The organism is Vibrio algarum (assembly GCF_028204155.1).
Lineage (GTDB): Bacteria > Pseudomonadota > Gammaproteobacteria > Enterobacterales > Vibrionaceae > Vibrio > Vibrio algarum.
In genome coordinates this window covers 2,053,987-2,072,645 of sequence record NZ_JAQLOI010000001.1, presented here as the reverse complement: position 1 = coordinate 2,072,645, position 18,659 = coordinate 2,053,987, and the positions used below count along the sequence as shown (strand labels likewise).

Below are 18,659 nucleotides of genomic sequence, written 5' to 3'. Positions count from 1 at the left end.
TAGTTAGCATGTTTTTTATCGTTGCCAATGCCACATAGTATTGAGGCCTAAATATAGGTTTAAGGCATTAAAAGTTAATGTTGCCAAAGAGATATACCGAAGTGTCAACGTGTTTTCGAGTATGGATAAATGTAAGATAATAGAGCTAAACGTTTAGATAGATCATATACATATAGTCGTCCGCTTATTACCAAATTTGTCGGCATAATAGTACGTAGAATATGTGAAAGGATGGGTAGCAATTAAATTATTTTCTAAATCACGGTACTTAAGAAAGAATAAGTTATGGGAAAACCATTTTTGGCAACAAAGCTATTTTGTTGATTCGATAAGGTCGAATTAAGAATACTGCGCAGGTATGCAATTTGGGTTAGCCGCCTTTTAGGCGACTGTGCCAACTCCACCAAGTATAGCAGGCGGCTTTTTACTACTATTTACTACAAACCTCTATTTCCTACGTTTACTAAAAATCGTCCACTCTTCAATGATATCTTTATCATACCCAACGACACGAGCGACCACTCTTCTGTTTACGGCATGTGACACCGGTGAATCATTTCCATCCACGACTTTTGCTTCACCATAGCCTACAATCCTAACCCTTGACATGCTCACACCAGAGGAGACTAACTCTTTTTGAACTTCTAGTGCACGTGATTCAGAAAGTTTCAGATTATAGTCGGCGTCACCAACAACACTTGTATGCCCTTGCAGTTCTACGGATGTTTCGGGATATTTTTCTAAAAATTCCGCCATGGTACTAATCTCACCCAAAAAGGCAGGGCTAATTTGGGCTGAGTTATGTTCAAACAGAATTTTTAGTTCTAAGTTTTCTTCTTGGTCGAGGTACTCTTCACACCCATCGTTATCAATAAAGGCGTTTTCGGGGGTGTCAGGGCAGATATCTCTCGCATTAATAACGCCATCTCTGTCGTCATCTATCAAATCCGAAATTTGGTTTGCTACAGGCGTCGCTCTGTAAGCAAACTCATCTTCTGCAAGTACCGAAGAAGCAGAAAACAAAGCAATAATTATCGATACACTACAAATTTTTTTATCCATGGTTACCTCTTTGTCATTCTTGTGAAGGACGAATGGCCCTATTTAAATATCCATTGTCTAATCGCTACTTTCGTCATCCCCACGAAAGTGGAGGCCTAGTACCAACGAGATTCCCGTATCCACTGGAATGACGAGGCACCACATCAACAACATGTGACCACAGAAATAATCTATGTATCTGTGCATCACTCGGGTTTGGTACAAACCAAAAAAAACAGGTATTGCCGATAAGGATCTAACTGTGGGGTCTTAATGTAAGCTGTTCGTTAAATAATAGTTTAGAAGAGGAGTGTTGTTATGGCAAAGTTGTTGCGAGAACAGTCAGTAACGTGATTAACCTTTGGTTGAATGACTGATTGAGCGCAGGAGAAAAATCAAAAAGTCTGAAATGATGAGCAATGAGATGTCGTTAATAACGTTCGAAAGGGTGGAAGGCACTTGTACGAAGTGCCTATTTAATTAGAGGACTTTACAAGCGAAGCCTTTTAAGTAAAAACCTTCAGGATAGGCGCTGTCGATAACATGGTCGGCAGCTTGTTCAAAACGTTCAACAAATTTGACACTACGACCAGAATCTACTGCAGCATCAGCTATCACTTTTTGGAATAAGTCTGCGCTCATTAAACCAGAACAAGAATAGGTTAATAACGTACCACCCGGGTTTAGGATCTGCATTGCAAGCATGTTGATGTCTTTGTAACCCTTAGCACCTGAAGTTATGTTTTGACGGCTACTGATAAACTTAGGTGGGTCCATTATTACAACATCAAATTTGGTCCCTTGGTCTCGGTATTCGCGTAATAGTTTAAATACGTCAGCATTAAGGAATACAGCCCGTTTTTTAGAAATGTCGAACTCGTTTAATTCTGCATTTTTTTTGCTGTATCGAGTGCAGGTTGAGATACGTCCGCGTTAATTACACGTTTCGCGCCACCTTTTAAAGCGTAAAGACCAAAACCACCGGTATAGGAGAAACAGTTGAGCACGTCTTTGTTTTTAACATATTTCATTGACCGTTGACGACTATCGCGTTGGTCTAAATAAAATCCTGTTTTATGTCCGTTAGTAATATCAACGCTGATCTTTACGCCGTTTTCTTCTATAACTACCGACTCAGGCGGGACATCACCGTGGAGTACGCCCATTGTTTCTGATAAGCCTTCTTTTTTACGTACAGCCACATCTGAGCGTTCGTAAATACTACAGTCGGGAAAACAGGCTACTAAGGCATCGACTAGATGCTTTTTATTGTATTCAGCACCAGCGCTTAATAACTGACAAACAAGAAAGCTCTGATATTTGTCGATAGTGATTCCAGGTAGGCCATCTGACTCAGAAGCGACGAGGCGATAACCAGTTAGGCCATCTCGTTCGATGATGTCTTCTCTAAGTAATTGAGCCTGTTGTAGACGTTTGATGAAAAACTGAGTGTTAATTTCTTCTTTTTCAAAACTCCAAACACGGGCACGAATTTGTGATTGGGGAGAATAGGCTGCTTTGGCCAAAAATTCGCCATTATGAGCAAGAACATTTATCGTTTCACCGACTTCAGGTTCACCTTCTACTTTATGTACGCCACGGGAAAAAATCCAAGGGTGTTTACGTCGTAAAGATTTGTCTCGGCCTTTTTCAAGGTAGATTGCAGCAGTCATGGTGTTTCCCGAATATTTGTGAAGGAGCGGTATTGTGGTGAATTGTAATTAGAAAATCAACTAAGAAAGAGAGGAAAGCAGAGTAATTACATAGAGCATTATGCTCGATGTCTTAAACATGCAAAGATGCTTCAATTAAATGGGTGTATCTATCGCTATTGAGTGACATAATTTATGCAATTGATATGATATTCTAATAATAGTAACACCTCTTACTTACTCTGTACGGAGATATAGATATGGCTAAGATTTGTATGAAGTTTATTGTTTCTGGCGTTGTCCAAGGCGTTGGGTTTCGGTACTACACTTGCCATGAGGGAAACAAAAGAGGAATAACGGGCTACGCAAAGAACTTAAATAATGGTGATGTTGAAGTGATTGCCTGTGGCGATGAAGTTCTTGTTGAATCGCTGCATGAATGGCTTAAAAAAGGTCCTAGATCATCAGTAGTAAACAACTTGGTGTCCGAGCAAGTTGAATTTAAGGCCCACCAAGGTTTCAGAATAGAGTATTAAGCCAGACGGCAATGTTATGACTTTACAAGCATTTAGCCGGCTTTGGCAAACCAGCCAACTTTGTTGCTTGTTTTGCAGGGCCTTTACGGAAGAGTTTAAATAGGTATTTGCTATTTCCTTTCTCTGGCCCGTGTTCTTTTGCGATGGCTTTTACCAACATCCTAATAGCAGGGGATGTGTTAAATTCTTCATAAAAAGTGCGAACAAAAAATATCACTTCCATATGAGCATTTGTTATCTCAATGCCTTCGTCTTTGGCAAGAATGTCTATCATTCCCGGTTCCCATTCATCAAAGTTAAGCAGGTAGCCTTGTGAGTCAGTTTGGATTTGTTTGCCGTTATATTCGAACATCTGTTTTCCGATGGTATTTATTTCAAGTAAAGATACCGTTTTTTTAAGAAACAAAAAAGCCCAGATTAATCTGGGCTTTTAAAATATTGTCACGATTTGATTAATCGTTGTTCATAAAACCTAAAATGCTAAGTAGGCTAATGAATAGGTTATAGATGGAAACATATAACGTTACTGTTGCTGAGATGTAATTTACTTCACCGCCACGTACAATTTGTTGTGTTGTAAGTAAGATAGCCCCAGTAGAAAACAGGATAAACATACCGCTCATCGCTAGGTATAGAGCTGGCATCTGTAGGAAGATGTTCGCAACAAAACCAACTAGGATAACGACGAAACCAGCCATCATCATACCGTTTAGGAATGAAAGGTCACGTTTCGTTGTAAGTGCATAAGCTGAAGCACCCATAAATGCTAAAGCTGTACCACCAAGCGCTGTTACAACCACATCGCCCATACCAGCGCCGATGTACATGCTGAGAATTGGACCAATGGTATAACCTAAGAAACCCGTGAATAGGAATGTAAATACAAGTCCCATGCTGTTGTTACGGTTTTTTTCCGTAAGGTAGAGTAGGCCGTAGAAGCCAACTAGCATAATGATGATTCCAGGACGCGGTAGTTGAAGCGCCATAGATACAGCGGCGACAATAGCTGACCACACAAGTGTCATGGATAGTAAGAAATAGGTATTACGCAATACTTTGTTTGTTTGAATCACACTCTGTTGCGTTGAAGAACGCGATACCAATGGACTGTTCATAATCTTCCTCTAAAAGGTAACTGACTAATTACTTAGTCTATATTTTGGGACGAAAGTTGCAACTTTCAACCCTTGTTATAAGACAGTATATAAAAAACCGCCATAAATTATAAAGATAGTACCAACTGGAGATGTAACAAACTATTACAGTGTTAGCCCTATATATACAAGAGGCGGCTACTAGCCGCCTCTTAACTCATTGTCGCTTACTTTCTCTAGTGACTCAAGATCTGACTCAAGAAGTTTTGAGTACGATCAGATTGTGGATTCTCAAAGAAATCAATAGGATTGTTTTCCTCGATAATTTCACCAGCATCCATAAATATAACTCTATCAGCAACTTCCTTAGCAAAACCCATCTCGTGCGTTACACAAAGCATCGTCATACCTTCGTCTGCAAGCTCTACCATTACGTCAAGTACTTCACGTACCATTTCAGGGTCGAGTGCTGATGTCGGCTCATCAAACAACATGATTTGAGGGTTCATACATAATGAACGTGCGATAGCAACGCGCTGCTGTTGTCCTCCAGAAAGCTGACCTGGGTATTTGTCTGCTTGATCTGGAATCTTTACACGCTCGAGATATTTCATGGCTATCTCTTCTGCTTCATCTTTAGGCATTTTCTTTACCCAGATTGGCGCTAACGTGCAGTTTTCCAAAACCGTTAAGTGAGGGAACAAGTTGAAGTGCTGGAAACACATGCCAACTTCACGGCGAACCGCCTCAATGTTTTTAAGGTCTTCAGTCAGCTCGTTTCCAGCGACCACTATTTTACCTTTTTGATGTTCTTCTAGGCGGTTGATACAACGAATCATCGTAGATTTACCAGAGCCAGAAGGGCCACAGATAACGATCTTCTCACCTTTTTTAACTTTAAGATTGATGTCTTTAAGTACGTGGAAATCGCCATACCATTTGTTCATTTTCTTTAACTTGATTATATAATCTTCTTGCTGCGTCATAATACGTCCTTGAATCTTTAGCTATCGTTTGTGACCGGTATGTAGCTTGTTCTCTAGGTAGATCGAATATCTCGACATACCGAAACAGAACACCCAGAACACTAACGCGACAAATACATAACTTTCTTTTGAGAAACCCAACCATTCAGGGTCATTGTTGGCCGATTGACCAATACCCAGAACATCAAACATACCGATAATAAGTACCAGACTTGTGTCCTTAAATAGACCGATGAATGTGTTCACGATAGACGGAATAGTAATTTTTAAAGCTTGCGGAAGAATGATTAGTCCAATCTTCTTCCAGTAACCGAGTCCTAATGCATCAGCTGCTTCATATTGGCCTTTTGGTATTGCTTGTAAACCGCCACGAATAACCTCTGCCATATAAGCAGCACTGAACATAACCACGCCAATTAGAGCTCGAATGAGCTTGTCTGTTTCTGAACCTTCTGAAAGGAACAGTGGCAACATGACAGATGCCATAAACAGAACGGTGATCAAAGGAACGCCACGCCATATCTCTATATATACAGTACACATACTTCGTATAATCGGCATTTCGGAACGACGTCCCAGCGCTAAAGCGATACCGATAGGAAGTGATACAACGATACCAACCAGTGCGATGATCAAAGTAACAAGTAGACCACCCCATTTATGCGTATCAACAACCTCTAGCCCGAAAATACCACCGTATAATAAACCCGCAATAATAAATGGATAGATATTAACGAAAAATAGCCATAACCACGTGCGCTTAGGTGTTCTTTCATACATCAGCAAAGCAACAAAAATTGCTAACGTCGCATAAAACAGGCGAGGGCGCCACAGTTCTTCACTTGGGTAAAATCCATACATGAATTGTTCCCAACGTACACTGATAAAGACCCAACAAGCGCCTTCTCGGCTACACGCATCACGTGTAGTACCAATCCAATCTGCATTGATGAAAGCCCATTGAGCTATGCCCCAAATAAGATTAAATGCGATATAGGCAAGAATAAAGGTCAGAACCGTATTGATAGGACCATTGAATAGATTTTTACGTAGCCAGCCGACCAGACCAACGGTATTAGCAGGGGTGGCAGACTCTCTTGAAATTGATGTACTTTCATATTATCTCTCCACCAAGGCAACTTTGCGGTTATAAATGTTCATCAAGGCTGATGTTACGAGACTCAGCGTTAGATAAACCCCCATGGTCATCGCGATAATTTCAATCGCTTGTCCAGTCTGATTGAGCGTTGTACCAGCAAATACTGACACAAGGTCAGGGTAACCAATCGCCATTGCAAGCGATGAGTTTTTAGTTAGGTTCAAATATTGGCTAGTAAGAGGTGGAATAATGATTCTTAGTGCTTGAGGTATTACCACAAGTTTCAATGTACGGTTGCGAGGTAACCCTAGTGACATCGCGGCTTCTGTTTGGCCATGATTCACAGCATTGATACCTGAACGTACAATCTCGGCAATAAACGAAGCTGTATATATGCTTAGAGCAAAAAGTAGTGCACCAAGCTCAGGGATAATACTGATACCACCTTTGAAATTAAACCCTTTAAGTACTGGGTAATCTCCAGAGATAGGTGAGCCAGTCAAAAAGTAGACAATCATCGGCATAACGACACATAAGGCTAAGCCAATGCGTGTTATTGGTGTTTGTTGACCAGTTAGCTTTTGTCTGTTTTTACCCCAAATATTAATAATTATTGTAAATACAACACCAAAAATAAACGATGCAATGACAAAATTACTACCAGTTTCAAATACTGGCGCTGGGAATGATAGACCTCGAACATTTAAGAAAATGGCTTCGCCTAAACTCAAGCTTTGTCTCGGTGAAGGCAATGCTTGTAGTACTGCGAAATACCAAAAAAAGATCTGAAGTAATAGGGGAATATTTCGAAATGTCTCTATGTAAACGGCGGCTAAACGACTTACCAACCAGTTTGAAGATAATCTCGCGATACCAACAGTAAATCCAAGGATAGTGGCGAAAAAAATACCTAAAACAGACACTAAAGCGGTGTTTAACAGCCCGACGATAAAGGTTCTTCCATAAGAAAAGGTTTCATCGTATTCGACAAGAGTAAGACCAATCCCAAAGCCGGCTTCTTGACTTAAAAAATCAAAACCAGTCGCAATGCCACGGGCATCGAGATTAGTTAGTGCGTTGTTGACGATTGTGTAGAAAAAATAAACTAGCGCGATAATCGCGAATACCTGAAAAACGACAGAGCGAAAAGTGGGATTGTACAACAGGTTTGCGCTTTTGGGTTTCGATGTTTCTTCGGAATCCGGCGCTATTGTATTGGTAGGCTTCATACAGCTATAACCTCTAAATCCATATAACAAAGGGCGGCCTAAACCGCCCTAATCCAATAATTAATTCAAGTAAGTGAATTAACGGATTGGTGGAGCATACATAAAGCCGCCTGCATTCCATAGTGCGTTAACACCACGGGAAATTTGTAGCGGAGAGCCAGTACCAACAGTACGCTCGAAGCTTTCGCCGTAGTTACCAACTTGTTTGATAACTTGGTAGCCCCAATCGTCTGCAATACCAAGACCTTTACCTTTAGGTCCATCCACACCAAGGATACGCTTTACGTTTGGATCTGAAGACTTAAGCATTTCATCTGCATTGGTAGAAGTAATACCGTACTCTTCAGCATTTATCATTGCATTTAGAGTCCACTTAGCGATGTTAAGCCACTGGTCATCACCTTGACGTACAACAGGACCAAGAGGTTCTTTTGAAATGATTTCTGGTAAAACCGCTGCAGAGGCAGGATCTTTCAGGTTAAGGCGAAGAGCATAAAGACCAGATTGGTCAGTTGTTAGTACGTCACAACGGCCCGAGTCGAAACCAGACGAAGTTTGCGCTGCTGTATCAAATACAACTGGCTTATAAGACATGCCTTTATTACGGAAGTAGTCTGCTAGGTTAAGTTCTGTTGTTGTACCAGACTGAACACAAACTGAAGCGCCATCTAGTTCTTCAGCACTCGTAAGACCAAGTTCTTTTTTCACCATAAAACCTTGACCGTCGTAATAGTTTACGCCAGCAAAGTTAAGACCTAGTGCAGTATCACGGTGCAATGTCCAAGTTGTATTTCGACTTAGAACATCAATTTCACCAGATTGAAGTGCAGTAAAGCGTTCTTTCGCTGTTAAAGGTACATACTTAACTTTTGTTTTATCACCTAAAACTGCAGCTGCAATAGCTTGGCAATATTCAACGTCAATACCTTCCCACTCACCCTTTGAGTTAGGGTTAGAGAAACCAGGTAGACCTGTTGATACGCCACATGTAACAAAGCCTTGAGCTTTTACTTTTTCAAGAGTACTTTCTGCTGCGGATGCTGTGTTTGCCATCAAAGCAGTAGAAGCAGCTACGACTGAAGCAATAATTGTAAGTTTATTCGCCATTTGTATCCTTCCTGTATAATCCATTTTGAACCAGGTGACACCTGATGCAGTTTCTTTATATGTTGTGTATTGCGTATTGTCTTTTTGCAAAATGCGTATAGAACAATTTGTTTACATCTGTTTGTAAAGTTCGAAATTTTCTTAATTTATGTAGTAAAAAAGTGTAGCTTAGAAAACTTAATTAACTTTACGGTCTCTAGAATGACGAAATGTTGCGTGTTTGTAAATAGTGCAACGGTGCACAGTTTTGGTGATTTAGAGTGATTTGTAGTAAAAAAGACGTGCCACTGGCATTTAATTCTGCACATATAGCTAAAAACAAATGTAAAATCTGGTATGACATGCAAATTTAACAGTAAATAGTTATAATTGTGTGTTATTTGTTACTTGGAAGCACCACTTTGGTGGCTCATGCCACTTTAGTGGTATGTATTAAAATAGGAATCGCATGCAGTATTTTCCACTTTTTTTGGATTTAACCAATAAACCAGTGCTTGTCGTTGGGGGCGGTGAAGTTGCAAGCCGCAAAGTAGATGCATTGTTACGTGCTAATGCAAGCGTAACCGTGGTGTCGCCAGTTCTCAGCAATTATCTCAAGCAATGTGCTGAAAGTAACCAACTTAAATGGATAGAGTCTCATTATCGAGACGATTACATTAAAAATCCAGTACAAGTGTGGGCGACAACAAGTGATGCCAATTTGAACCATCAGGTGCATAACGATGCAAAAAAACGCAACATTTTAGTCAACGTGGTCGATGATAAACCCTATTGCGATTTTATTACGCCTTCAATGATTAATAGAGGGAAAGTGCAGATAGCGATTTCTAGTGGTGGTGCGTCACCTGTTCTGGTCAGAAATATTCGAGAGAAGATAGAAAGAGTACTTGCGCAAAACACAGGTCTATTGGCTGAATTTACAGGTGAAAAAAGAGATCATATAAAATCTATTTATCATTCTGTTGATGATAGACGTCGTTTCTGGGAGCGATTTTTTGCAAGGCCAAATGTAGAACTATCTGATAACAAAGAAAAATTAGAAGTAGAGTATCAATCGTGCTTGTCAGTTGATGCAAAGGTGACCGCGTCACGTATTTGGATGGAGTTTAACAACGATGTCGAAAATATTTCGATCAAAACACTCCGTATGATGCAACAAGCTGAGTGGGTTATTTATCCTCAGGATTGTCCTTTTGATTTTGTTGACCTTTGTCGCAGGGACGCAGAAAGAATCGTCTACAGAGACGTTGCGCACTTAACAGCAATATTAAACCTTGACGCTGATAGCATGCCGCCTAATATTTGCATATTTATACCAAAGGATGCTATTGAATCGGATCAAGAGTTGAAAGGGTTAGTTTTATCAGACAGGATATTAAGAATTGTTGGATAAGCAATGTCAGAACGGTTAATAAAAAATAAGGTCTTAGCAAGATTAATGACTAAGACCTTATTTATTGACTGCGAAAGAGGCTAATTAGTCTCTGAAATTATCAAATTGGAAAGGTTGACCCAATTCTGATTCTCTCATCAATGCCATTGTACTTTGTAAGTCATCTCGCTTTTTGCCAGTCACACGAACCTTGTCACCTTGAATTGAAGCTTGGACCTTCAGTTTTGCATCTTTAATCGCTTTAACGACCTTTTTGGCAACTAAGGTCTCAATGCCTTGCTTGAATTGAACGTCTTGATACCAATTTCTGCCTGAATGAACGGCAGTATTTGTTTCCATTGAGGCGGCGTCAACACCTCTTTTTGCAAGATTACTGCGTAAAATATCCATCATTTGACGAAGTTGGAAATCATCTTGAGCGGTTAGTTTTACTACGTCATCTTTAATCTCGAAACTTGCTTCTACGTTTCGAAAGTCAAAACGTGTAGAAAGCTCGCGATTAGCATTGTCTACAGAGTTACGAAGTTCTACCGTATCTACCTCAGAAATAATATCGAACGAAGGCATCAATTATTCTCCTAAATTTCTATCTTGAATTGCTAATGAAAGCATATCTAACATTTTTTCGGTATCTTCCCAACCTAAACATGGATCGGTGATAGATTTACCATAAGTTAAGTTACTGAGATCGGTCATCGGTTGATTGCCTTCTTCAATAAAACTTTCTGCCATAATACCGGCAATATAAGTACTACCAGCACGTATTTGCTGGCATATATCTTCCGCGACTTCGAGTTGTTTTCGATGCTGTTTTTGACAGTTAGCGTGGCTAAAATCGACGACGAGCCTTTCCGGTAAGCCAACTTCACCCAGTTTACTGCAAGCATCTTCAACAGAAGCGTGATCAAAGTTCGGCCCATTATCACCGCCTCTAAGAATGACATGCCCGAATGGGTTACCACTGGTGCGATAAACCGTCATGCGGCCATTCTTATCGGGTGAGTAAAAGTAGTGCTGCGCTTTGGCTGCTCGTATGGCATCGATTGCTATTCTAACATTTCCATTTGTACCGTTTTTAAAGCCAACAGGGCAGGAAAGTGCAGAAGCCATTTCTCTATGAATTTGAGATTCAGTGGTACGCGCGCCGATGGCTCCCCAAGTGATTAGGTCGGCAATATATTGGCCGGTGATCATGTCTAAAAACTCTGTTGCCGTAGCGAGGCCAAGCTTATTGATATCGAGTAGCAGTTTACGGGCCTTTTCTAAACCAGCTTCTAACGCATATGAGCCATCAAGATTAGGGTCTGTTATTAATCCCTTCCAGCCGACGATAGTACGTGGCTTTTCAAAATAGGTGCGCATAACAATAAATAGGTGGTCTTTATACTTTTCTTGGATACAGCTTAGGCGATTGGCATAGTCGATAGCAGCGTCGGTATCGTGTACTGAGCAAGGGCCAACAATTACCAAAAGGCGATTATCTTCCCCAGTTAAAATATTTTCTATTTGTCTACGAGATTGGGCAATTCTCTTTGCGACATCTTCAGTTAGAGGATGTGAATTTACAAGTTCAGCAGGTGTGGGCATAGGCCCAAGGGCTTGGGTTCTTAATTCATCTGTTTTAAGTAGCATTTTAGAGGCAGTTTTGTAATTGCGAAGCGCTAAAGATAACGGAAATGATGGAAGGAATAAACCGTCAATATGAGGCTTAAACTAAAAACGTCGTGAAAAAGTCATATTTATTCATTTTAATTAGAACTATCCTCACTTTTTTCTTGAGTTAAGCGTAGTTGGCTTGTATTTTCGTTAGCAAAGTAATTGAATATCTAACGGAGTAGTAATGAGTAACGCAACTCAAGGTGTGATTCTTCCAGAAATTGAAGTTGTAAATGCGCTTCCTTCTTATACCGATCAAGTTGAATCTGATCAGTTATATGTGTCATTAGCTGATCTCATCATGGAAAAGGTTTTTTATCATCCTTCAATTGATGAAGCATTGTTGTCCGAAACAGACAAGGCAACCTTACAAGCGATACTTAATGGCCAAACAGTGAAAGAACACTTTGTGTCTACACTATGTTCTGCAATCAAAGCATCGATTACACCTAGCCATAAAACAATCCGTATCTGTTTAAGCAACATAGATAGCTACGCGTTTGGTGCTTTGTTGGGTGGCCAATGTGAAGATAATGAAGTTAACCCTAAAATGGGGCTTCGTGGTGTGGGTCGTTATGCCTCCAACTTATACAGTTCGTCTTTTGCCTTAGAATGCGAAGTCGTGAAACAATTGCGTTCAGAAGGACTAAACATTGAGCTTGTTGTTCCGTTTGTAAGAGCATTAAGTGATGCTGCAACTATTATAGATAAGCTAGCAGAGCAGGGGCTTCCACGTGGTCTAAATGGATTCCGTTTACTCTATTCTTGTGATGTCCCTTCTTCTATTTTACTGGCAGAAAAGTTGCTTCATTATTTTGATGGTGTAGTAATAAACGTTGAGAACCTCGCTCAATTTACACTTGGCATTGACAATAATAATGAAGCGTTACAACAGAGCTTTGATATTCAAAGTGAAGCGGTCTCTTCATTGATTGTTCAAATGGTTAAGCTAGTCAACAAAGCTAAAAAGCCTTATTTAATACTCTGTCCTGCACTGGCGTCAGCGCCTATCTTGCAAGAAACGTTACTTGATCTCAAGAATATGAAAGTGGCAATAACCGGCTAATATCAAATACACTTATCATTTCGTTAACATTTATTTGACATTTCAAAGGGCGCCCGCTTAACTGGTCCAATCAGTTAATAAAAACGGCGCCTTTATGTTATCTCCTCTAGCGAAAGCAAATCTCTATCTCAATATATTCGCCTTCACCAAAGTTCCACTTATTTGGATATGCAGACCGAAAATACTAGAAATGGACAGTGAAAAAGTCATTGTTAAAATCCCCCTAAGACGAAAAACTAAGAATCACTTAAATAGCATGTATTTTGGTGTATTAGCTGTAGGTGCGGATGTGGCTGGTGGCTTCTTGGCAATGAGTAAAGCTCAGGAATGTGGACGAAAAATTTCGCTCGCTTTTAAAGAGGTTGATGGGCAGTTTTTGAAGCGACCTGAATCTGACGTTATATTTACCTGTGAAGATGGAAAACTAATAGACGACATGTTAGATGAGGCAATTAGTACGGGAGAACGTATCAACAAAGCGGTAAAAATTGTTGCCACTTGTCCGTCTAAAATGGGTAATGAGCCAATGGCGAATTTTAATCTTACATTATCCATAAAGGTTGTTGGCTAAGAAATTAATAACATCAGATAGTCAGATAGCGTATAATCCCCGGCTCATTAAGTACGGGAACAGATTCATGATTAAAGTTGGTCAAGTAAACGAGCTAGAAGTAGTAAAAATAGAAGATTTCGGTCTATTTCTTGATGCAGATGATTATGGCACAGTCATGCTGCCAAAACGTCAAGCACCAGAGGGGCTCCAAATTGGCCAACGTGTCGAAGTGTTTTTGTTCTTTGATTCAGAAAGGCAACTCACTGCGACAAGAGAAACGCCAATAGCACAAGTAGGAGAGTTTGGCCTAATGCCGGTTGTTGGTGTTAATAATACCGGTGCATTTGTCGACTGGGGCATAGAGAAAAAGATCTTTTGATCCCATTTAGTGAGCAACGTGCTCGATTTAATGAAGGTCAAAAAATCCTTGTTTATGTATATACTGACAAAGCCTCTGGCCGTATCGTCGGTACTACAAAATTTAATAAAATCTTAGATCAAACACCAGCGAACTATACGCGCAATCAGCAGGTAGAACTTATTATTGCTGAACGCAGTGATTTAGGTTTTAAGGCTATTATCAATGGTGCGCACTGGGGAATGATTTTTCCTTCTGAAGTGTTTGGTAAGCTGTTTATTGGTAAACGCGTTAAAGGCTTTATTAAGAACGTCAGAGATGACGGGAAAATTGATTTATCGCTGCAAAAAATCGGCGTCGCCAAGATGGACGACATGAGCGAAAAAATAGTCGATTTGTTAAAAAAGAAAGAGGGATTCCTGCCTCTAAACGATAAATCAACGCCTGATGCTATTTTCTCTGTTTTTCGTACGAGTAAAGGCACATTTAAGAAGAGCATCGGTGTCCTATACAAGAAGGGTATAATTGTTATCGAGAAAGAGGGAATTCGCTTAGTTGACGAGTAACGTGAATTAAGGATCTTAAGATAAAGGTTATTACAGACCCAAATAAAAAAGCCCAATACTGGGCTTTTTTATGTTGTGTTATTTAAAACAGGTTACCATCTCGAACTAACTCTCTTGGTAAACCATTTTTAATTCTATTTCCTACCCATTTACCTAGACCGATAACATCACCGTTATACTTAACAATGACTTCACCTGAACCACTTATGTTGTTAGGGCGGATATCTCTACCCATATACCATTCTCTCGCCTCTTCGATGGAGAGAGACACGGTTATGGACTCACTCCCTGTTGCTAAAGCCATAACGGCTTCATGCTGCCAGCGATACCCTTTTTTGTGTGCTTCTGCTAGTTTTATCCCCATGCGGTCAAAGCGTAATTTTCCTATCATTGGTTCCAATGCGATTGGGAAAAACCATACTTCTTTGTCACGAGTCCAAATTTGTCCACTAGTAGGCAGCGTAATTTGAAGCGTATTTTTTAATGAATCAGTGACGCTGTCACTTGTCTTTTTGTTCGCTTTAGTAAATGGAAACTTACCCAAGCGTTTTTTAACGACAGGGGCATCAACAGACCCTAGCTTGCGCAATCTCGCAACAAAAAAACCTTCGCTATCAAATATTTGTGGGTAAATATGTAAGAAGCCGTCTTCTGTGATGGCTTTATCTGCATTAGGAAACAAATCATTCAGTGGCTCAAATGCGATTTTCCCTGGGAAGGCTTCAAGTAGGTGGTGGCAGACTTGCTGATTTTCTTCTAGGTTAAGTGTGCAGGTAGAATAAACAAGAACGCCGCCGGGTTTAAGTGCATGAAAAGCACTTTCTATTAGATCTTTTTGAGTAACGGCAATTTCATTTACTGATGCCATACTCCAATTGTTCATCGCATCGGCATCTTTACGAATTGTGCCTTCACCGGAGCAGGGAGCATCTAACAAAATAGCATCAAATTGTTCGGGTAACCACCCACCAAAAACACGACCGTCAAAGTTTGTTAGAGCAACGTTTCTTACGCCACAACGTTGTATGTTTGAGTACAAACCTTTTATGCGGCTGGCTGAGAATTCATTTGCAACTAAAGCACCATCGTTGCACATAGAAGCCGCTATCTGCGTTGTTTTAGAACCGGGCGCAGCAGCAACATCTAACACTGTGGCTAAGGGGCTCTGTTGATCTTTTAGTAATGCGGTGACTGGCATCATTGAACTGGCTTCTTGTATATAAAAAAGCCCAGACATATGCTCAGAGGTATTGCCAAGTGGCATTTTGTCCGTTTCTTCCCTTTCTATCCAAAAACCCGTTTCACACCAAGGTACGGGTATAAGTTTCCATCCTTTACTCTCGGCACGTGACAAAAATGCATCGACAGAAATTTTTAGCGTATTTACGCGTATGCTTCTACGTAAAGGCCGTTTACACGCTGCAACAAAATCGTCCATATTAAGGTGCGAAGGCATGATAGATTCGATTTGAGTTAAAAACTCTTTGGGCAGTTTGACATTGGCGTGCACGGACAATACTCGGTTTAGAAAAAAGGGGGTCAATTCTAACCAAAGTTTTCTGTATATCAAAATAAAAAGCAACCGAAATAGCTGCTTTTTAAGTTGATCGATTGTTGCTAGGTTCACATTAGAGTGAACGTGTAATTAATCTGCTCTGAAAGAACCGTTATTTCTCAGGTTTAGGGATTGCAGTTCGCCACTCGCGCCACTCAGGTTGTGATTCTGAGTGCAGTATAAAAGAGTGTTCAGGTTTCGCAGCAGACAAAATAGTGCTGCTGTCTGGTGTTGCAAACGCGATGCCCCCTTTTAGCAAGCTATCAAATGTACCTGCTTTAATTTGAGCACCTGATAAGCCTATTGATATATCTACACCAGATACATTCCAAAAGACGCTATTCTCTCTAACTAAATAGGCATATTCAGGGTCTATTTCAATGGTAGAGACCACTCGATCTGCAAAAGTACCCAGTTCAATGCTAGTCACTTTACCAACGTCCATATCTCTATAGAGAATAGGGGTGCCAATACTTACCGAGTTGCGATGTTCACTTTGCAGGGTAAAAGTGATACCCGTTGTTTCTGCTGACGTAGAATGCAAAGTAAACTGAGTACTTTTGCTTCCTTTGCCTGGTAAGACGGCAATGTATGCACTAACAAGGCTATCGAGGTTCTCAACACCATTAATTCCGAACTCTGGTGAGACAAGCCAAAAATAACTCCCTTTTAATGCGATTTTTTCTGCATATTCTGGGTAAATTCGTGTTCGTATTTCGGTTTGTTTTTTATCGAAATCAGGGCTTAATAACTCAACTTCTCCAACGGTTACACCCTGAAATTTAATTTTGGAACCCTTACTTACAGTGACTTTATCGCTGGTTATTAATGAAACTGTTTTTCCAAACCGGCGAGCATGGGTAAAGTCGTCGTAAAGATGCCAGTATTTACCTAATTTGTTTTCAACACCAACTAAATTATCAAATGCGATACCGCCTTTTAGTAATGTTATCAACGGTGATGCTTTAATAGTAACCCCGCTTAAACTCGCATCAACCTCTACACCTGATCGGTTCCAAAACACGGTGCTTTTTGTTAATAAGTGTTTATAGCGGTTTTCAATTTCTATCGCTATCTTAACGCCACCATCGGTTAGGGAATAGTCGTTTACTTTGCCGACCTGTAAATTTCGATAAAGTAACGGGCTACCTTTTGATATAGAGGGGAGCTCATTAGCAAACAGAGTTAATTTTAATGTTCCAGATTGGTTATAACTGGCGAGTTCGGCTAAGGATTGATTGGCAAATAAGCGATAATCACTATTAACGGTATCGCTTCCTTCACTTACAAAACTAATTGAACCGGTTAGAAGTTGTTTCGCGGGAGGAACGGTAACATTTAGTCCTGATTCGGTTAGCTCGGCAGTTGCGCTTCCAGTAACGAAAAATCGATTTTTAGACCTGATTAAATCGCGATATTGACTATCGATTAATGCATTAAATATAACCTGATCGTTGACTAACTTAGTTTCAATAATAGATCCAACAGCAAAGCCTCTGTAAAGAATCGCTGTCCCAGGGTCAAGGCCAAAGGAGTTATCGGCAGTTAATGAAATAGCGATTGAGTGCTGTTTCTCTTTTAGTAAATCATCTTTGCGTACGGCGGTAAAATTACGCGTGCTTTCACCTTCTCCAGGAATGAGAGTTAAGTAATTGCCAGTGACTAAATTGGATAAGTTTTCCACGCCAGCTAACGAAACTTTGGCTTCCTCTAATAAAAAACGCGTCCCACCGTTTAATGTGTCGCTGAAAGCCGGTTGGATTGCAGCTGATGCTATAATGCTAGAACGTCCTTCACTGAGAGATAGATCAGTAATTTGGCCGATCTCTAATCCTTGGTACATGATAGGCGCACCACCGGCACCGATTTTGTTTTCGTCGGGCAGTGTTATCTTTATCGGAATACCACGGCCAGCGGTTTTTAAGTCTGGGTATAGCTTAAATTGTGACTTTTCATTTACTGGTTCACCACCGTCAGGTGAGTCTACAGCAATAGCACCTGTTAATAGGGCACTCAAACTTTCAAACTGTACATCAACACCGTGAAATCCGATCTGAGCACCGGCACCACTTACATTCCAAAATCGACTCTTATTGGTAACTAGATTGGCGAACTCATTTTTAATATAAGCTTTTATTAATACATTTTTGGCCTCGTCATCAAGTTTATAGCTATACACTTCACCAATTGGAATTTTTTTGTAGACAATTTGAGAACCAATAGAAATAGAACCTAAATCTTGTGAACGAAGTGTAATGTTAAGCCCTTGAGCTGCTTGGAAATCAGCTGGTCGTTCATTCAACGCGGTGTACTTTTTGGGAAATTCTTGATCGTCATCTTTATTGAGCTCTTCCCCAGGTTGGATGGCAATATAATTGCCTGATACTAATGCATCTAACCCTGAAATTCCGGAGATACTGGCAGTGGGTTTCACTAACCAAAATCGAGTGTTTTCACCCAAGAGTTTGGTTGCCTGAGGATAGATGTCAGCATCAACATAAATGTTGTCAAGTTTTGAAGAAAGTGAGATATCACGGACCATACCCACTTCAAGGCCTTGGTATTGAATAGTAGTACGGCCTGCAATTAATCCTTGAGCGTCAGAAAAATAGATTTGGATTCGTTGGCCAGCGTCATTGATAGCGTTTATTACTAACCAACTAGCTAACGCTAAAGTGACAATAGGTAAGATCCAAAGCGGTGATATACCAAAGTCTCTTTTAACATTCGGTTTGTACGTTGTTGGCGTGGAATCTGAATTACTCATT

Annotated in this window: 14 protein-coding genes and 4 pseudogenes; 6 read left to right on the top strand and 12 right to left on the bottom strand. The window is 40.3% G+C overall.

Annotation, left to right across the window (positions count from 1 at the left end; genetic code table 11):
• Positions 1-25: 25 nt before the first annotated feature.
• Positions 26-343, top strand: a pseudogene (tnpA, locus tag PGX00_RS22910) (IS200/IS605 family transposase); the annotation flags it as partial.
• A 104-nt stretch (positions 344-447) separates the two neighbouring features.
• Here tnpA and PGX00_RS09810 read toward each other — a convergent pair.
• Both PGX00_RS09810 and PGX00_RS09805 read right to left on the bottom strand, forming a co-directional pair.
• Positions 448-1,062, bottom strand: coding sequence for an OmpA family protein (locus PGX00_RS09810; RefSeq protein ID WP_272135717.1), 615 nt, complete (start codon positions 1,060-1,062; stop codon positions 448-450).
• Positions 1,063-1,521: 459 nt separating this feature from the next.
• A pseudogene (locus PGX00_RS09805) lies at positions 1,522-2,714 on the bottom strand (class I SAM-dependent methyltransferase).
• A 239-nt stretch (positions 2,715-2,953) separates the two neighbouring features.
• Here PGX00_RS09805 and yccX point away from each other — a divergent pair.
• The gene (gene yccX / locus PGX00_RS09800; RefSeq protein ID WP_272135715.1) at positions 2,954-3,229 is read left to right on the top strand and encodes an acylphosphatase; all 276 of its coding nucleotides are present in this window, start codon (positions 2,954-2,956) and stop codon (positions 3,227-3,229) included.
• A gap of 22 nt (positions 3,230-3,251) precedes the next feature.
• On the opposite strand, the gene PGX00_RS09795 is transcribed toward yccX, so the two are convergent.
• From PGX00_RS09795 to PGX00_RS09770, 6 genes and pseudogenes are all read right to left on the bottom strand, one after another.
• Positions 3,252-3,581 carry a TusE/DsrC/DsvC family sulfur relay protein gene (locus PGX00_RS09795; RefSeq protein ID WP_272135713.1) on the bottom strand — a complete coding sequence of 110 codons (330 nt, stop codon included), beginning with the start codon at positions 3,579-3,581 and terminating at the stop codon, positions 3,252-3,254.
• 100 nt (positions 3,582-3,681) lie between these two features.
• The gene (locus PGX00_RS09790; RefSeq protein WP_272135710.1) at positions 3,682-4,344 is read right to left on the bottom strand and encodes a Bax inhibitor-1 family protein; all 663 of its coding nucleotides are present in this window, start codon (positions 4,342-4,344) and stop codon (positions 3,682-3,684) included.
• Between the two features lie 215 nt (positions 4,345-4,559).
• Positions 4,560-5,309 (bottom strand): amino acid ABC transporter ATP-binding protein, encoded by a 750-nt coding sequence (locus PGX00_RS09785; RefSeq protein WP_272135707.1) that lies wholly within the window; start codon positions 5,307-5,309, stop codon positions 4,560-4,562.
• 21 nt (positions 5,310-5,330) lie between these two features.
• A pseudogene (locus tag PGX00_RS09780) lies at positions 5,331-6,427 on the bottom strand (amino acid ABC transporter permease).
• 1 nt (position 6,428) lies between these two features.
• A complete protein-coding gene (locus PGX00_RS09775) occupies positions 6,429-7,637 on the bottom strand; it encodes an amino acid ABC transporter permease (RefSeq protein ID WP_272135705.1) in 1,209 nt (402 codons plus the stop codon).
• 78 nt (positions 7,638-7,715) lie between these two features.
• Positions 7,716-8,744 (bottom strand): amino acid ABC transporter substrate-binding protein, encoded by a 1,029-nt coding sequence (locus PGX00_RS09770; protein WP_272135703.1) that lies wholly within the window; start codon positions 8,742-8,744, stop codon positions 7,716-7,718.
• 448 nt (positions 8,745-9,192) lie between these two features.
• On the opposite strand from PGX00_RS09770, the gene PGX00_RS09765 reads away from it, so the two are divergent.
• Positions 9,193-10,137, top strand: coding sequence for a precorrin-2 dehydrogenase/sirohydrochlorin ferrochelatase family protein (locus PGX00_RS09765; protein ID WP_272135701.1), 945 nt, complete (start codon positions 9,193-9,195; stop codon positions 10,135-10,137).
• Between the two features lie 84 nt (positions 10,138-10,221).
• Here the strand turns inward: PGX00_RS09765 and PGX00_RS09760 are convergent, their stop codons facing one another.
• Positions 10,222-10,704 carry a YajQ family cyclic di-GMP-binding protein gene (locus tag PGX00_RS09760; protein ID WP_272135698.1) on the bottom strand — a complete coding sequence of 161 codons (483 nt, stop codon included), beginning with the start codon at positions 10,702-10,704 and terminating at the stop codon, positions 10,222-10,224.
• 3 nt (positions 10,705-10,707) lie between these two features.
• Positions 10,708-11,769 (bottom strand): 3-deoxy-7-phosphoheptulonate synthase, encoded by a 1,062-nt coding sequence (locus PGX00_RS09755; protein ID WP_272135696.1) that lies wholly within the window; start codon positions 11,767-11,769, stop codon positions 10,708-10,710.
• Positions 11,770-11,977: 208 nt separating this feature from the next.
• Between PGX00_RS09755 and PGX00_RS09750 the strand changes: the two genes are divergently transcribed.
• From PGX00_RS09750 to PGX00_RS09740, 3 genes and pseudogenes are all read left to right on the top strand, one after another.
• The gene (locus tag PGX00_RS09750) at positions 11,978-12,859 is read left to right on the top strand and encodes a putative PEP-binding protein (RefSeq protein WP_272135694.1); all 882 of its coding nucleotides are present in this window, start codon (positions 11,978-11,980) and stop codon (positions 12,857-12,859) included.
• Between the two features lie 94 nt (positions 12,860-12,953).
• Positions 12,954-13,430, top strand: coding sequence for a PaaI family thioesterase (locus PGX00_RS09745; RefSeq protein ID WP_272135692.1), 477 nt, complete (start codon positions 12,954-12,956; stop codon positions 13,428-13,430).
• 67 nt (positions 13,431-13,497) lie between these two features.
• Positions 13,498-14,336, top strand: a pseudogene (locus PGX00_RS09740) (CvfB family protein).
• An 82-nt stretch (positions 14,337-14,418) separates the two neighbouring features.
• On the opposite strand, the gene rsmF reads toward PGX00_RS09740, so the two are convergent.
• Entirely contained in the window at positions 14,419-15,846 is a 1,428-nt protein-coding gene (rsmF, locus tag PGX00_RS09735; RefSeq protein WP_272135690.1) for a 16S rRNA (cytosine(1407)-C(5))-methyltransferase RsmF, read from the bottom strand.
• Between the two features lie 157 nt (positions 15,847-16,003).
• Positions 16,004-18,658, bottom strand: coding sequence for an MlaD family protein (locus PGX00_RS09730; RefSeq protein ID WP_272135688.1), 2,655 nt, complete (start codon positions 18,656-18,658; stop codon positions 16,004-16,006).
• Between the last annotated feature and the right edge of the window lies 1 nt (position 18,659).

Excerpts from the sequence above, each read along its gene's own strand:
- PGX00_RS09810 (WP_272135717.1), bottom strand. The coding sequence starts at position 1,062 with ATGGATAAAAAAATTTGTAGTGTATCGATAATTATTGCTTTGTTTTCT.
- yccX (WP_272135715.1), top strand. The coding sequence starts at position 2,954 with ATGGCTAAGATTTGTATGAAGTTTATTGTTTCTGGCGTTGTCCAAGGC.
- PGX00_RS09795 (WP_272135713.1), bottom strand. The coding sequence starts at position 3,581 with ATGTTCGAATATAACGGCAAACAAATCCAAACTGACTCACAAGGCTAC.
- PGX00_RS09790 (WP_272135710.1), bottom strand. The coding sequence starts at position 4,344 with ATGAACAGTCCATTGGTATCGCGTTCTTCAACGCAACAGAGTGTGATT.
- PGX00_RS09785 (WP_272135707.1), bottom strand. The coding sequence starts at position 5,309 with ATGACGCAGCAAGAAGATTATATAATCAAGTTAAAGAAAATGAACAAA.
- PGX00_RS09775 (WP_272135705.1), bottom strand. The coding sequence starts at position 7,637 with ATGAAGCCTACCAATACAATAGCGCCGGATTCCGAAGAAACATCGAAA.
- PGX00_RS09770 (WP_272135703.1), bottom strand. The coding sequence starts at position 8,744 with ATGGCGAATAAACTTACAATTATTGCTTCAGTCGTAGCTGCTTCTACT.
- PGX00_RS09765 (WP_272135701.1), top strand. The coding sequence starts at position 9,193 with ATGCAGTATTTTCCACTTTTTTTGGATTTAACCAATAAACCAGTGCTT.
- PGX00_RS09760 (WP_272135698.1), bottom strand. The coding sequence starts at position 10,704 with ATGCCTTCGTTCGATATTATTTCTGAGGTAGATACGGTAGAACTTCGT.
- PGX00_RS09755 (WP_272135696.1), bottom strand. The coding sequence starts at position 11,769 with ATGCTACTTAAAACAGATGAATTAAGAACCCAAGCCCTTGGGCCTATG.
- PGX00_RS09750 (WP_272135694.1), top strand. The coding sequence starts at position 11,978 with ATGAGTAACGCAACTCAAGGTGTGATTCTTCCAGAAATTGAAGTTGTA.
- PGX00_RS09745 (WP_272135692.1), top strand. The coding sequence starts at position 12,954 with ATGTTATCTCCTCTAGCGAAAGCAAATCTCTATCTCAATATATTCGCC.
- PGX00_RS09730 (WP_272135688.1), bottom strand. The coding sequence starts at position 18,658 with ATGAGTAATTCAGATTCCACGCCAACAACGTACAAACCGAATGTTAAA.